The organism is Pantoea sp. NSTU24 (genome assembly GCF_050157905.1).
In the GTDB taxonomy this organism is placed as follows: domain Bacteria; phylum Pseudomonadota; class Gammaproteobacteria; order Enterobacterales; family Enterobacteriaceae; genus Pantoea.
The window spans coordinates 124,384-138,628 of record NZ_JBKIWZ010000003.1 but is presented as its reverse complement, the minus strand read 5'-3'; the positions used below and the strand labels follow the sequence as shown (position 1 = coordinate 138,628).

The 14,245-nt window shown below is 58.4% G+C and carries 16 protein-coding genes, 1 pseudogene and 1 riboswitch; of the genes and pseudogenes, 7 read left to right on the top strand and 10 right to left on the bottom strand.

From position 1 onward, the window contains the following. Position 1 precedes the first annotated feature (1 nt). From ACLHDD_RS19280 to crtB, 4 genes are read left to right on the top strand one after another with little or no spacing between them, the layout of a single operon-like run. A complete protein-coding gene (locus tag ACLHDD_RS19280) occupies positions 2–1,297 on the top strand; it encodes a glycosyltransferase (protein WP_427105442.1) in 1,296 nt (431 codons plus the stop codon). Then, on the top strand, positions 1,284–2,444 hold the full coding sequence (gene crtY / locus ACLHDD_RS19275; protein ID WP_427105441.1) for a lycopene beta-cyclase CrtY: 1,161 nt from the start codon (positions 1,284–1,286) through the stop codon (positions 2,442–2,444). The genes ACLHDD_RS19280 and crtY overlap by 14 nt, the downstream gene beginning before the upstream one ends. Beyond that, entirely contained in the window at positions 2,441–3,919 is a 1,479-nt protein-coding gene (locus tag ACLHDD_RS19270; RefSeq protein ID WP_427105440.1) for a phytoene desaturase, read from the top strand. Before crtY ends, ACLHDD_RS19270 begins: the two co-directional genes overlap by 4 nt. Beyond that, complete coding sequence (gene crtB / locus ACLHDD_RS19265) at positions 3,916–4,845, top strand: 15-cis-phytoene synthase CrtB (protein ID WP_427105439.1); 930 nt, start codon at positions 3,916–3,918, stop codon at positions 4,843–4,845. Before ACLHDD_RS19270 ends, crtB begins: the two co-directional genes overlap by 4 nt. Here crtB and ACLHDD_RS19260 read toward each other — a convergent pair. Beyond that, positions 4,784–5,311: a sterol desaturase family protein gene (locus tag ACLHDD_RS19260; RefSeq protein ID WP_427105438.1), complete on the bottom strand. Its 528-nt coding sequence runs from the start codon at positions 5,309–5,311 to the stop codon at positions 4,784–4,786. The genes crtB and ACLHDD_RS19260 overlap by 62 nt on opposite strands. A 337-nt stretch (positions 5,312–5,648) precedes the next feature. Then, positions 5,649–5,918 carry a hypothetical protein gene (locus tag ACLHDD_RS19255; RefSeq protein WP_427105437.1) on the bottom strand — a complete coding sequence of 90 codons (270 nt, stop codon included), beginning with the start codon at positions 5,916–5,918 and terminating at the stop codon, positions 5,649–5,651. A gap of 300 nt (positions 5,919–6,218) precedes the next feature. Between ACLHDD_RS19255 and ACLHDD_RS19250 the strand changes: the two genes are divergently transcribed. Together ACLHDD_RS19250 and ACLHDD_RS19245 are read left to right on the top strand one after the other, a co-directional pair. Further along, positions 6,219–6,761: a DsbA family protein gene (locus ACLHDD_RS19250; RefSeq protein WP_427105436.1), complete on the top strand. Its 543-nt coding sequence runs from the start codon at positions 6,219–6,221 to the stop codon at positions 6,759–6,761. A 203-nt stretch (positions 6,762–6,964) separates the two neighbouring features. Further along, entirely contained in the window at positions 6,965–7,378 is a 414-nt protein-coding gene (locus ACLHDD_RS19245) for an ASCH domain-containing protein (RefSeq protein WP_427105435.1), read from the top strand. A 2-nt stretch (positions 7,379–7,380) separates the two neighbouring features. Here the strand turns inward: ACLHDD_RS19245 and ACLHDD_RS19240 are convergent, their stop codons facing one another. The 6 genes from ACLHDD_RS19240 to ACLHDD_RS19215 all read right to left on the bottom strand — a co-directional run bounded on the left by ACLHDD_RS19240 (position 7,381) and on the right by ACLHDD_RS19215 (position 12,056). After that, complete coding sequence (locus ACLHDD_RS19240) at positions 7,381–8,349, bottom strand: HesA/MoeB/ThiF family protein (protein ID WP_427105434.1); 969 nt, start codon at positions 8,347–8,349, stop codon at positions 7,381–7,383. Between the two features lie 9 nt (positions 8,350–8,358). Next, entirely contained in the window at positions 8,359–9,117 is a 759-nt protein-coding gene (locus ACLHDD_RS19235; protein ID WP_427105433.1) for a thiazole synthase, read from the bottom strand. A gap of 2 nt (positions 9,118–9,119) precedes the next feature. After that, positions 9,120–9,317, bottom strand: coding sequence for a sulfur carrier protein ThiS (gene thiS, locus ACLHDD_RS19230; RefSeq protein ID WP_427105432.1), 198 nt, complete (start codon positions 9,315–9,317; stop codon positions 9,120–9,122). After that, complete coding sequence (locus tag ACLHDD_RS19225) at positions 9,307–10,245, bottom strand: FAD-dependent oxidoreductase (RefSeq protein ID WP_427105431.1); 939 nt, start codon at positions 10,243–10,245, stop codon at positions 9,307–9,309. The genes thiS and ACLHDD_RS19225 overlap by 11 nt, the downstream gene beginning before the upstream one ends. 125 nt (positions 10,246–10,370) lie before the next feature. After that, a riboswitch (TPP riboswitch) is annotated at positions 10,371–10,490 on the bottom strand. Between the two features lie 116 nt (positions 10,491–10,606). Continuing rightward, the gene (locus ACLHDD_RS19220) at positions 10,607–10,921 is read right to left on the bottom strand and encodes an ArsR/SmtB family transcription factor (RefSeq protein WP_427105430.1); all 315 of its coding nucleotides are present in this window, start codon (positions 10,919–10,921) and stop codon (positions 10,607–10,609) included. 16 nt (positions 10,922–10,937) lie between these two features. Next, a complete protein-coding gene (locus tag ACLHDD_RS19215; RefSeq protein WP_427105429.1) occupies positions 10,938–12,056 on the bottom strand; it encodes an alkene reductase in 1,119 nt (372 codons plus the stop codon). Between the two features lie 369 nt (positions 12,057–12,425). On the opposite strand from ACLHDD_RS19215, the gene ACLHDD_RS19210 reads away from it, so the two are divergent. Continuing rightward, complete coding sequence (locus tag ACLHDD_RS19210) at positions 12,426–12,971, top strand: AAA family ATPase (protein ID WP_427105428.1); 546 nt, start codon at positions 12,426–12,428, stop codon at positions 12,969–12,971. 11 nt (positions 12,972–12,982) lie between these two features. On the opposite strand, the gene ACLHDD_RS19205 is transcribed toward ACLHDD_RS19210, so the two are convergent. Then, on the bottom strand, positions 12,983–13,411 hold the full coding sequence (locus tag ACLHDD_RS19205; RefSeq protein WP_427105427.1) for a GFA family protein: 429 nt from the start codon (positions 13,409–13,411) through the stop codon (positions 12,983–12,985). 56 nt (positions 13,412–13,467) lie between these two features. Then, positions 13,468–14,096, bottom strand: a pseudogene (locus ACLHDD_RS19200) (LysE family translocator). Positions 14,097–14,245 lie beyond the last annotated feature (149 nt).

Here is a 14,245-nt window from a genome sequence, read left to right as displayed (position 1 = left end):
CATGAGCCACTTTGCGGTGATTGCACCGCCCTTTTATAGCCATGTGCAGGCGCTTCAGCATCTTAGCCAGGCCCTGATTGCACGCGGTCATCAGATTACCTTTCTTCAGCAGAGTGACGTCAGCTCGTTACTTACCGACAGCCGGATCGGCTTTTTCCCGCTGGGTTTAACCTCTCATCCGGCAGGCAGCCTGGCGCACACGCTGAAGCTGGCGGCCCATCCGCTCGGGCCCTCGATGCTGAAACTGATTAATGAGATGGCCCGCAGCACCGATATGCTCTGCCGCGAATTGCCGGTCGTGCTGAACACACTGGCGATTGATGGCGTGATTGTCGATCAGATGGAGCCCGCGGGCGCCCTGGTGGCAGAGGCGCTGGCATTGCCTTACGTCTCGGTTGCCTGTGCGCTGCCGCTTAACCGTGAGGCGGATTTCCCCCTGGCCGTCATGCCATTTGAATACGGCAACAGCGATCAGGCGCGTGAGCGCTATCGTGCCAGCGAAAAAATTTATGACTGGCTGATGCGCGGCCACGACCGGGTAATTGCCCGTCATGCCCAGGCGATGGGCGTCGCGCCCCGGGAGAAGCTGCATCACTGTTTTTCACCGCTGGCGCAGATCAGTCAGTTAATTCCGGCGCTGGATTTTCCCCGTCAGGCCCTTCCCGACCATTTCCATTCTGTGGGGCCGCTGCGCGCTCTGGACAGCGGCGTCAGTGACACACAACCTCACTACTTCGCCGACGATGGGAAACCCCGTATCTTTGCCTCTCTTGGCACGCTGCAGGGGCACCGCTACGGCCTGTTTAAAACCATTGTCCGCGCCTGTCAGGAGATCGACGCGCAGTTGCTGCTGGCCCATTGTGGCCGTCTGACCCCCTTTCAGGTGGAAAAACTGGCCCAGGCAAACCACGTTCAGGTGGTCGATTTTGCCGACCAGGCGGCGGCACTGGCTCAGGCCGATCTGGCCATTACGCACGGCGGAATGAACACCGTGCTGGATGCCATCACGCATCTTACGCCGCTGCTGACCATTCCGCTGGCGTTCGATCAGCCCGGTGTGGCCGCACGGGTGGTCTGGCACGGGATTGGACGCCGCGCCTCGCGCTTTACCACCAGCCACTCGATGGCCCGTCAGTTGCAGACGTTGCTGGCCGATGACAGCTACCGGCAGCAGATGAAAATCCTGCGCGATGCGCTGCATCAGGCGGGTGGAACTGCGCTGGCGGCGGACATTGTCGAACAGGCCATGTCTAACCGACAGCCAGTCAGCGCCAGGAGCGAGTATGCCACGGTATGATCTGATTCTGGTGGGCGCCGGACTGGCTAACGGCTTAATCGCCCTGCGCCTGCGTCAGCAGCGACCCACACTGCGCATCCTGCTGATTGACGCCGAAAGCGAGCCGGGTGCCGGCCACACCTGGTCGTTTCACGAAGACGATCTCACAGACAACCAGCATCACTGGATCACGCCGCTGGTGGCTTACCACTGGCCCGGCTATGAGGTGCGTTTTCCCCAGCGCCATCGCAGCCTGAACAGTGGCTATTTTTGCGTCACCGCAGAGCGCTTTGCGCAGGTGATGCACGACAGGTTCGGCCCGGACCTGCTACTGAACACCCGCGTGGCCGCCGTCACATCACATGCAGTCACGCTGGTGGATGGCCGCGTGATAGAAAGCGATGCAGTGATTGATGGCCGGGGTTATCAGCCCGACAGCGCACTGTGCATGGGCTTTCAGTCGTTTGTTGGCCAGGAGTGGCAGCTCAGTGCGCCGCATGGCCTGACCGGTCCGATTATCATGGATGCAACGGTGGACCAGCAGGCGGGCTATCGCTTCGTTTACAGCCTGCCTTTTTCAGCCGATACGCTGTTGATTGAAGATACGCACTATATCGACAAGGCAACACTGGAAAGCGACCGTGCGCGGCAAAACATTCGCGACTACGCCGCCCGGCAGGGCTGGCAGTTAGACCGGCTGCTGCGCGAAGAACAGGGCGCACTGCCTATCACATTAACGGGTGACGCTGACAGCTTCTGGCAAAAGCGCGATCTGCCCTGCAGCGGGCTGCGTGCAGGCCTGTTTCATCCTACAACCGGTTACTCCCTGCCGCTGGCAGTGTCGCTAGCGGACCGGCTGGCAGAGATGCAAGCGTTTACCTCAGAAGACCTGCACACCGCCATTGCGCAATTTGCCCGTCAGACATGGCAGCAGCAGCGTTTTTTCCGCATGCTCAACCGGATGTTATTTCTGGCCGGGCCTGCCGATCGCCGCTGGCAGGTCATGCAACGATTTTACGGCCTTCCCGAAGGTCTCATTGCCCGTTTTTATGCGGGAAAACTCACACTGCCTGATCGGCTGCGCATATTAAGCGGCAAACCGCCGGTTCCCGTGCTGGCAGCGTTACAGGCTATTATGACTCCTCACCGTCAACAGGCGATGCAATGAACAGAACTACGGTAATTGGCGCAGGCTTTGGTGGCCTGGCACTGGCAATTCGCCTTCAGGCGTCAGGTATTCCGACCCGACTGCTGGAGCAGCGTGACAAGCCTGGCGGACGAGCGTATGTCTACGAGGACCAGGGTTTTACCTTTGATGCCGGCCCGACAGTGATCACCGATCCCAGTGCCATTGAAGAGTTATTCACCCTGGCGGGAAAAAACCTTTCTGACTACGTTGAACTGATGCCTGTGAGGCCGTTTTATCGCCTCTGCTGGGAGTCCGGCAAGGTCTTCAGCTATGACAACGACCAGCCCGCGCTGGAAGCGCAGATCTCCGCGTTTAATCCACGCGATGTCGAAGGTTATCGTCGCTTTCTGGCCTATTCACGCGCGGTGTTTGCCGAAGGCTACCTGAAGCTTGGCACCGTGCCATTTCTGTCGTTCCGTGACATGCTGCGAGCGGCGCCTCAGCTGGCGAAACTGCAAGCCTGGCGCAGCGTCTACAGTAAAGTGTCGGGTTACATTGAAGATGAGCATCTGCGTCAGGCGTTCTCATTCCACTCGCTGCTGGTCGGCGGTAACCCGTTTGCCACCTCCTCAATCTACACCCTGATCCATGCTCTGGAACGGGAATGGGGTGTCTGGTTCCCGCGCGGCGGAACCGGTGCCCTGGTTCGCGGCATGGTGAAACTGTTCGAAGATCTGGGCGGCGAAGTTGAACTGAATGCCAGCGTTGCCCGTCTGGAAACTCATAACGACCAGATTACCGCCGTCCATCTGGAGGATGGCCGCGTCTTCCCGACTCGTGCGGTTGCCTCTAATGCGGATGTGGTTCATACCTACCGTGAACTACTGAGCCAGCATCCGGCGTCAGTCGCGCAGGGAAAAACCCTGCAGAATAAGCGAATGAGTAACTCGCTGTTTGTGATCTATTTTGGCCTCAATCATCATCACGACCAGCTGGCGCATCACACGGTCTGTTTCGGTCCGCGCTATCGCGAGTTGATAGATGAGATCTTTAATAAAGACGCACTGGCAGAGGATTTCTCACTCTACCTGCATGCGCCCTGCGTGACCGACCCTTCGCTGGCACCGGAAGGCTGCGGCAGCTACTACGTTCTCGCGCCGGTTCCGCATCTTGGCACCGCCGATATTGACTGGGGGGTTGAAGGGCCGCGCCTGCGCGATCGCATCTTTGACTATCTTGAAGCGCACTACATGCCAGGTCTGCGCAGTCAGCTGGTGACGCATCGTATCTTTACGCCATTTGATTTCCGCGATGAGCTGAATGCGTATCAGGGTTCGGCATTTTCGGTAGAACCGATCCTGACGCAAAGTGCCTGGTTCCGGCCTCACAATCGCGATAAGCATATCAGTAACCTCTACCTCGTCGGCGCGGGTACCCATCCTGGCGCGGGTATTCCTGGCGTGATTGGTTCGGCCAAAGCGACCGCGGGATTAATGGTGGAGGATCTGGCTTGAACAGTCCGTCACTACTCGATCATGCTGTAGAGACAATGGAGGTCGGTTCAAAGAGCTTTGCGACGGCCTCTAAACTTTTTGATGCCAGAACGCGGCGCAGTGTGCTGATGCTCTATTCGTGGTGCCGTCACTGTGACGACGTGATTGACGACCAGGTGCTGGGTTTCAGCAACGATACGCCCTCCCTGCAGTCTGCTGAACAGCGCCTTAACCAGCTGGAGATAAAAACCCGCCAGGCTTATGCGGGATCTCAGATGCATGAGCCCGCCTTCGCGGCTTTTCAGGAGGTGGCCATGGCGCACGATATTCTGCCCGCTTACGCGTTCGATCATCTGGCGGGCTTCGCGATGGATGTGAATGAGACGCGCTATCAGACGCTGGATGATACGCTGCGTTACTGTTATCACGTCGCGGGTGTGGTAGGCCTGATGATGGCGCAGATCATGGGCGTACGCGATAACGCGACCCTGGATCGCGCCTGTGACCTGGGTCTTGCGTTTCAGCTGACCAATATCGCGCGGGATATTGTTGAGGATGCGGAAGCGGGACGCTGTTATCTGCCTGAAACATGGCTGGCGGAGGAAGGGCTGACACGTGAGAATCTGGCTGACAGAGGACACCGGCAGGCTCTCAGCCGCATCGCCCGGCGACTGGTAGAGGCTGCTGAACCCTATTATCACTCCTCGTCGGCAGGGCTGCCTGGTCTGCCGCTTCGCTCGGCATGGGCGATTGCAACAGCAAAACAGGTGTATCGTAAAATCGGCATCAAGGTGGTTTCTGCCGGTCCTGCGGCCTGGGATCAGCGCCAGTCCACCAGCACACCAGAGAAACTGGCGCTGCTGATGGCCGCATCCGGTCAGGCGGTTACTTCCCGGATGACACGTCCTGCTCCGCGCCCCGCTCACCTCTGGCAGCGCCCCGTTTAGCGCCATGACGCTCGCGCAGCGTCGCCTGCAGTTTTTCCAGCGGCGGCGCGTAGAGAAAACCAAACGAAACACAGCCCTCTCTGCCCCGTACTGCATGATGCATGCGATGCGCCATATAGAGGCGGCGTAAATAGCCCTGGCGCGGTACATAACGGAATGGCCAGCGCTGATGCACCAGCCCGTCATGCACAATAAAGTAGAGCAGACCATACAGCGTCATTCCCGCCCCAATCCACTGCAACGGCCAGATACCTGTGCTGCCAAGATAGATCAGCAAAATCGATAATCCGGCAAACACGACGGCATAAAGATCGTTGACCTCGAACCAGCCTTTGTGCGGCTCATGATGTGACAGGTGCCAGCCCCAACCCCACCCATGCATGATGTATTTATGCGCCAGCGCAGCCGTAATTTCCATACCGACCACGGTGACCAGAACAATCAGGGCATTCCAAATCCACAACATAGTTTCTCCCGAATAAACATCCTGCACGGTGGCGCAGCGGTTCAATTTTAACAGAGATTACAGAAAGCTGCGGGGCGGGTCTGGCGACTCTCCACGATTGCTGCAAAAGATAAGTCAGCACTGCCGATGTGTCGTCCGATTAAAGGGGTATATCTGGCCAGTTCGCCCTGATGGATGCCCACAGCCATACGGGGATTCCGCCGCCATAAAAGTTCTGACACTCTCAGTCAGAATGTCAGCCCCGTGATCATGATGAAGAAGGTCCGTCACCTCAACCCCCATAAACCTGCCCTCTCTTTTGCAGAACACCATGCAGCCGCATCAGACGCAGCATGATTCACAGCAGATCATGATCCAGCGGCGTGCGGAAAGCGTGGCGGGCGGCTTGAATGAGCTGTTCGGCGGTAACGGAAGGAGGTAATCGCATCAGAATTTTGCTTGCCTGCCAGTAGCAGAGCACCATCACTTCATCTTCTTCTTTTTCCGCCCTTTCATGCAGTCGGGCGCGCAGTGACAACACATTAATAGTCTGCTGCTCATCCAGCATGTCAGAGATCGTCTGGTTAATAACGCGATGGAGCGTTCTCCAGGTGAGATCGTTATACAAAATTAACCTCTTTTCACGCTTGTCGGCTCAGCCATACGATTAGCTAACGCGTCGCAGATATAATTTCATTAATCTGCTGCTAACTATAGTGGCTCGCCAGCAAAGATGAAGCGCGTTATAGCACGTGCTAAAACCAGCAATTCTAACGATTAATGCACCGGCCTGTCGCCTGCTTCACGCCGTGCCGCAGCTGACTGCTGCTTTTTGTAACAATTACAGCCGATGATTAACTGGCTGATGTCCTGATGATTTGCCAGAGTAAAATGCCCTGTTTTTCCGATTATCATGAAGGAGTTACTGATGAGTCAACCTGCCGATAGCCTGGTCTGGGGTCACGGCCCTGCCGTTTTCGAAGTCTTTCTGGAACCCACCTGTCCATTTTCGGTACGCGCATTCAATAAACTGGACGCATTACTGGCGCACGTCGGTGAAGAGCAGATGACACTGAAAATTCGTCTGCAGTCACAGCCCTGGCACCTCTTTTCCGGTCTGATCGTGCGCTATATCCTTGCCGCGGCCTGTGACAGTAAAGCCGCCGCGAAGCAGGTGATGCAGGCGGTGGCCGATCATCGTGAAGAGTTTGAGTTCATCGATCATTGTACCGGCCCGAACCGCGATGCCACCCCGAATCAGATCCTTGAGCGCCTGAAGGCGTACAGCGGCGTGGATGCTTTTGCCGCATTCGATCAGGCTGACCTGCAGAATGCCATTAAGTGGCACTGCAAATATGCCCGGCAGAATGGCATTCACGTTTCACCCACCTTTATGGTCAATGGTCTGGTACAGCCTGAGATCGGCAGCGGTGACGACATTGCGCACTGGGCACGTTTCCTGACGCGTTAATCATGGGTAACGTGATTATGTGATGCGCTTCACCGTTCCGCCCGGCAGACGCAATTGCCTGACATCAGAGTTGTTTTTCTGCCATCAGGGCGGTTAAGCTGTCCCGCTCTCAGCCTTAGCGGCACCTGCGCCGCGGTGGCGACTTATCATAACGCGGTGGCTGCGGTAGCGCCGGAGACGCGCGACTCAACAGGGATTTGCAGATGACGATGACGCTGGAACAGATCAGGGAAAAATACCCGGATGCGATAACCGATGCCTTTGGTGACTCTCCGGAATTAGCAGATGAGCTGGCGACACTGATTATCGCCGGAAAAAAGGTGGCTACCTGTGGTGAGTTTCGGAGCTGGCAGCAGCAGGATCCGCTGCCACAGCCGGGCGGCTACACCATTGTGTTGAATGGCGAACAGACGCCCGTCTGTGTGATCCGTACCACCGGACTGTTTCTGACACGCTTTGACCGGGTGACCCCTGAGATGGCGATGATGGAAGGCGAAGGCGATCTGAGCCTTGACTACTGGCGTCAGGAGCATCAGCGCTACTTCCAGCGTGGAGGCTATTTCCACGCCGAAATGGAGCTGATTTTCGAAACCTTCCAGCTGGTTGAAGTGATTTAGCGTTAAAGGCTATTTGCCGCCATCAGCGCCAGCCGCGTGATGCCCCGCGCGGCAAGCATTTCCGCCGCCTGGGCGGCGCGCAGTCCACTGGCGCAGACCAGCACCACGCGCTGATGCGCCGGTGGCTGCCAGCTCGCCATCTGCTGCGGCAGGATCCGTTCGACCCGCCCGGCGACGCTGACCGGCGCCTCTTCTAGGCTACGCAACTCCACGATGCAGTCCTCCTCCGTCAGCATCGACCGATCGATGAAAGGCGTTACGGGCCCATCAGGCTCCTGCGCATCGTCAAAGCGGAACCGGCGGATGTGCCACCCAACAAAATCGCAGTGGATCATGCAGCCCAGCGGCGACGGCGTCAGATCTAACAAAACGCTTAGCGCCATCTGCGCCTGCATCGCCCCCAGCGTCGCGACAGCCGGTCCCATGACGCCAGCGGTATTGCAGTTCGCTGCGGCGGCTGGCAACTGCGGGAAGAGCGCGCGATAACCCGGTGCGCCGCCGCAGAATCCCCCGACGTAACCTTTGCGTCCCAGCACCGACGCGCAGATCAGCGGTACGCCTCGCGGATAGCAGGCATCAGAAAGCTGGTAGGTAATGGCAAAATTATCCGCCGCATCGACCACCAGATCGATCCCCTCCAGCGCCTGTGGCAACTGACTGGCGCTGAGTGCAGAGGGATGCGCCTCAACCAGACACGCCGGATTTCTCTCGGCCAGTGCGCGCTGTGCGCACAGGGCTTTTAGCTGCCCCACATCCTCAACGCCGAACAGGGTCTGCCGATGAAGGTTGTGCAGTTCTACCCGGTCGCCGTCGTAAAGACGAATAAAGCCGGTGCCCGCCCCCGCCAGTAACGGCAGAAGCGCCGCGCTGAGTCCGCCCGCCCCCACCACCAGGACCCGTGCCCTGCTCAGCCGCTGCTGGCCCGCGTCCCCGATCTCCGGCAGCATGGTCTGTCGCTGATAACGATCCATCGCCGCTCCTTAACTGAACTGTGCCAGCCCAAAAATCGGCGTCGAGGCCGATGCCATATCGCGAGGCTCCATCAAACCCGCCTCAAACGCCTCACGTCCGCCGTGAATCGCGGCGGCAAAGGCCCCGGCCATCCGCACCGGATCGCGTGCTTTGGCCACCGCCGTGTTGAGCAGCACGCCATCGAAGCCCATTTCCATCGCCTGCGCTGCCTGACCGGGTGCGCCAATGCCCGCATCAATAATCAGCGGTACATCGCTGAACCAGGCGCGCATAGTACGCAGCCCTTCGATGTTGCGCAGTCCCTGACCGGACCCGATAGGCGCCCCCCAGGGCATCAGCACTTCGCAGCCCGCCTCCAGCAGTTTTTCACCCACGATCAAATCTTCCGTCGTGTAGGGAAACACCTGAAAACCCTCGGCGCAGAGGATACGGGCGGCTTCTACCAGCGCAAAGGGGTCGGGCTGCAGCGTGTCGGCGTGACCGATCACCTCCAGCTTGATCCACGGGGTATCGAAGAGTTCGCGAGCCATCTGCGCTGTCGTCACCGCCTCTTTGACCGTGTGGCAGCCCGCGGTGTTGGGCAGAATCCGTTTATTCACCTGTTGCAGCAGCGAGCGGAAAGCCCCGCCTTCGCTACCCTCGCGGCGCAGGCTGACGGTAATGATTTCCGTGCCGGAAATGTCAATCGCCTGATGGAGGATCTCTGGCGAGGGATACCCGGCGGTGCCGAGCAGGAATCGCGACTGCGGTTCGAACTGATAGAACATGATTATCCTCCCTGCATCGGTGACAGAACTTCGACCTGACAGCCCGCCTCAAGCTGCTGGCGGGCATAGCTGCTGCGCGGCACAAACGCGCCATTCAGGGCGGTGGCGACGCTGCGTATGTCGAACTGCTGCTCTGCCATCAGTTCTGCTAGCGTGCTGGCAGCGGTTTCGATTGTGCGTCCATTGAGTTCAACCTGCATGTGTCATCTCCCGGGTCAGTTGCAGCATAAGTTTTTCGGCCATCATCGGGGCCAGTAAAAAGCCGTGGCGATAGAGGCCATTCAGCGAAAATCGGCCATTTTCGTAGCGCACCTCCGGCAGATTCGGACGATAAGCGGGTCGCAGGCCGGTACCACTTTCCACGATGCGGGCTTCGGCCAGTGCCGGATGCAGGCTGTAGGCGGCGCTGAGCAGCTCCATCATCGCTCTGGCGCTGATCGGGCTGCTGTCGTGGCTTTCGACCATGGTCGCCCCCAGCATGAAGTGCCCCCCGGCACGCGGCACCAGATAGCAGGGAAAACGGGGGTGCAGCAACCGTACCGGACGGGAAAGCTGGATGTCGGGCGTCTGCAGGATCACCATTTCACCCCGCACCGCGCGCAACTGAGGTTGTTGAGCAGCGGCGTGAATACCACGGCAGTCGATGATTTTGCCGGTGGGTTGTCCGCTGTGAATGGCAACGCCCGCCTGCTGCAGGGTGTCGTGCAGCTGCTGCATCGCCCGACGCGGATCGAGATGCGCTTCCGCCGCAAAGAACAGGCCGCGGGCAAAGCGGTTTTCCAGCGCGGGCTCGATGTCGCCGGGCGTGACCCACTGATGCGCCTGGGTCAGGCGGGCAAAACGGGTGAGTTCGCGGCTGTCACGCGGTGGCGCCACCACCAGCGTGCCGTGCTGCTCCACGCCCGCCACGCGCTTCGCCCACCAGCTCGCCGCGTGCTGGCCCCAGGCGATCACCTCCGGCGGTGCGCTTTCAGCTTCGCACCAGGGCGCGAGCATCCCGCCCGCCCAGTGAGACGCGGCACGGCAGTCTGGCTGTGTAATAATTTCGACCGTTTCTCCGCGCTCCATCAGCAGCGTGGCGACACACAGCCCGGCCACGCCGCTGCCAAGTACCGACCAGCGGCTCATGACTGCCACCCGGCAGAAAGTGAAGATTTCAGGATGAGATTTTTCACATTGCCCTCGTTTTTGTTAACGAAGACCCGTGATACAGAGGGAAAAGGCAAAGGCGTATGCGCCTCTGCGGCAAGTATCGGCTGCGATACCCGTCTTCCTACGCCAGTATCAACTGGGTCAGGTTCTAAGGGTCGCTAAGCCGCGCGATGCGCTATCAGCCTCTCAGTCTCTCCGGCGAGACTCCCCTGACGGGTCTAGTTGTAAGTTAAGCGGACGGGTTCGTCAAGACGCGGGCATAAAGGCGGCGCAGAAAGTGCGGGGAAAAAAGACAGGCAACCCCGGTTCGTTTGACGACGCCGCAGGGCTAAGACGTTCAGAGCGCCTGCAGCGCCTGCGTCAGGGTGTCCGTAACTTCCCGGATACGCTGTTCGGCGCGGCGATAGTAGGTCCATTTGCCCACTTTGCTGGCTTCGAGCAGACCGGCACTCTGAAGGGCCTTGAGGCATAACGAGGTAGCGGGCTGTGATAAGCCCGCCTTATCCTGAATGAGGCTGGCGCAGACACCGTACTGATCGAAGGGATAGAGCTGCGAATAGCCCGCAAACGCATCATCAGGTTCTTTGAGCCACTTCAGCACGGCCACTCGCGTGGGGTTGGCCAGCAGCTTCAGGGCATTTTCCGGGGACATGCCGCCTCACAGTGTATCAGGATGGATAAAATGGATAGTCAGTATACCCTTTCTCATCGCCGCCATACAGCGAGGCGTGGTCCACCGCATTCAGGGGATAACCTGACCGGATACGCGCTGGCAAATCGGGGTTGGCGATAAAGGTGCGGCCAAAACCAAACAGATCGCCCCAGCCTTTTTCCAGCATCTGCTGCGCTTTCTCCGCGGTGTAGCGGCCGGAATAGATGATTGGCGAACGGAAGGTGTCACGCAGTGCGATGCGGAAGCTCTCCGGCATGGCCGGGCTGTTATCCCAGTCCGCTTCTGCGATAGAGAGGTAACCCACTTCCAGCGTATTCAGCAGCTGTGCAGCGCGGATATAGGTGGCGTGCGGATCGCTTTCAACCAGACCGAGGTAAACGCGCTCCTCATCGGTGCTCGAAAACAGGGGCGCAAACCGGACACCTACCCGATGGCTGCCAAAGACTGCGCTGACGGCCTCAACCACTTCACGCAGGAAGCGCAGACGATTCTCCGCCGAGCCACCATATTCATCCGTGCGGAAATTTGTATGTGCCGAAATAAACTGGTTAATCAGATAACCGTTGGCGGAATGCAGCTCAACGCCGTTGAATCCAGCGGCTTTGGCGTTCTCTGCCGCACGCCGGTAGAGCGCCACAATCTCTTTGACTTCACAGGTAGTCAGTTCGCGTGGCTCGCTGGGCGCGGTCAGCATCCCGGTACCCGGTCCGGTTTCGATAAACACCCGCACGTTGTCGGCGGCGATGGCCGAGGGGGCAACCGGCGCTTCTTTACCCGGTTGAAGTTCGTTGTGTGATACGCGGCCTACGTGCCAGAGCTGGCAGAAAATTGTGGCGCCCTGCTGATGGACCGCCTCTGTCACCTTTTTCCAGCCCGCGATCTGCGCCTCGCTGTGGATGCCTGGCGTCCAGGCGTAGCCCTGCCCGCGTGGCTCAATCTGGGTGCCTTCGGTGATCATCAGCCCGGCACTGGCACGCTGGCGGTAATACTCCACCATCATCTCACCGGGAATGTTGCCCGGCTGTTCGCTGCGGCAGCGGGTCAGCGGCGGCAGGACGATGCGGTTACGAAGGCTGAGATCGCCCAGATTCAGGGGGCTAAACAGTGACGGCATAAAAAAATCCTCTGATGCGTGAAAAGTCGCCATTATATTTACACATTTAAATTTGTAAATGTGTATTCGCTTTTTTTTGGCTGTTGTTCTTCGATGCGACCACCTGCCGACATTGAGCCTGCCTCTGCGGCAGGAATATGCGAGGCACTGAAAATGTTTTCTGGCGAACGCCAGTACCGGCGGGTGAATGCGATTCAGGCGTTTATGTCGGGGGCGGCGACCTCATCCGCCTGTCCTGTACGTCCGGCATCAGCGTATTGTGACGAGTTACCCTGTTGTCGTTTATCATGGCCGTCGCCTTTTCAGATGAGCGACAGAGATAACGTTACTGCGCTTTCACCCCCACAGGTAACAGTCAGAGGAAACGTTGTGAATACCCTCCTCACGTTAGACGCGCTCGGACCACGTATATGTATTATGGGTCCGTCGAACAGTGGAAAATCGACCCTGGCAGACGCGATTTCCCGCAAAACCTCATTACCTGTCGTCTATCTTGATCAGCTTCACCATGTTCCGGGAAGTCAGTGGCGGCCCAGAGCAACAGCAGAATTTCTTCAGCTGCATACTGAGGCGGTAAGTCAGGATAGATGGGTCATCGAGGGAAATTACACCCGATGCCTTGAAGAGCGACTCGCTCACGCCACAGGGCTGATTCTGCTGGATGTCAGCGTGCCAGTGGCTCTGCTCAGATACATCCGCAGGTGCTTCTCCTCTGCCCGGCGCATTGGCGGGCTGGGTTCTGACCGCGATCCGGTGACCCTGGCGATGCTGAAATATATTATCCGCACCGCCCCGCAGAACCGGAAACGCCATCAGCAGATCTTTGATCGGGTCAGCCTGCCAAAAATTCAGCTTCATTCTCTGGATGAGATTAAGGCCTGCTCAGAACACTGGGCATTAAACGTTCGCAGGTAACGCTCAGGCCATTAATCAACGAGCTTCAGGCTCACTAACAGCGCATTCAGCGACGCGACCGGCCCGGCGTGGTCAGATGCGGACCGGAGGGTGTCCCAGGGCATCGCGTCATCGGTGCAGTAATCCCCGATGCACTGCATATCGACAGGTTCATTAAGCAACCCCACCGGGATCCAGATACAGGCATGGCCACGCAAGCGGTTTGGTACCGCAGAGCCGCAGCAGGAGCAGAAGTCGCATCGATACCCACTCGGTCTGGACCATGACGCGATCTGCGTCTCTCCGGATAACCAGGTGAAGTCACGCTCTTTTACCAGTGTCGCGAGATTATGGCCGGTTCCGCTCTGTTTTCTGCACAGGGAGCAGTGGCAGCGGTAATACAATACAGGCGTGACGGCAATCTCAAACGTCACGGTTTCACACAGACATGCGCCTTTCATTTAATCGCCTTGCAGGTTGAGGTGCCGGGCCATCGGCAGACCCGGCGCATTAGCCGCTAGCTTCGGCTGAAGACCAGTTTAAGCCCTGCCAGCGCAAAGCAGCAGGCCAACAGCGCATCAAGCCCGCGCCGGATGCGCAGGTAGAAGGCGCTCATTACGGCAGTGGAGAACAGCAGCGCGTAGCCGCCGAACACGCAGACGCAAATCGCCGCGCAGCCGCCAATAATGGTCGGCAGTGTCATCGCGTCGCCATCCGGCTTCATCGCAAAGGACATAATGGCCACCCAGGTCAGAATCGCTTTAGGATTGCCGACGTGCATAAGGATGCCCTGCCGGAAAAGCCGGGCATAAGCAACCCGCTCCTCGCTGGCGTTCAGGGCAGCGGCATCCGTCCGGTGTAAAGCTGATTTACCCGCTTTAAACGCCAGCCAGAGCAGATAAACACCACCGCCAATTTTCAGCACGATCAGCAGCTGAGCAAACGTAGCCAGCACGGTCAGCACACCACAGGCGGCCAACAGGGCCCAGAGCAGTGACCCACTCACTACCCCTGCTGCCAGCGCCAGCGCGGCACCTCTGCCCTTTTCATTGCCGTGCCCATAATCGCCATGTTGCTCGGTCCGGGACTGGCCGTTGCAACAAGATAGGTTGTGAAAATCAGCAGCAGTTCGTGCGAAAACGTCATGTGATTCCTTTGGAGGGCGGGATGAACGCTCAGTTATATCGGCTGAGGCCAGAAAATGCCATGTCTCTTCAGAATTGCAACGCATTAAGTCGCTGAATACGCGCAGAAAAGGCGGGAGGTAATAAAACGGCTGAAGAAAGGTGATATGT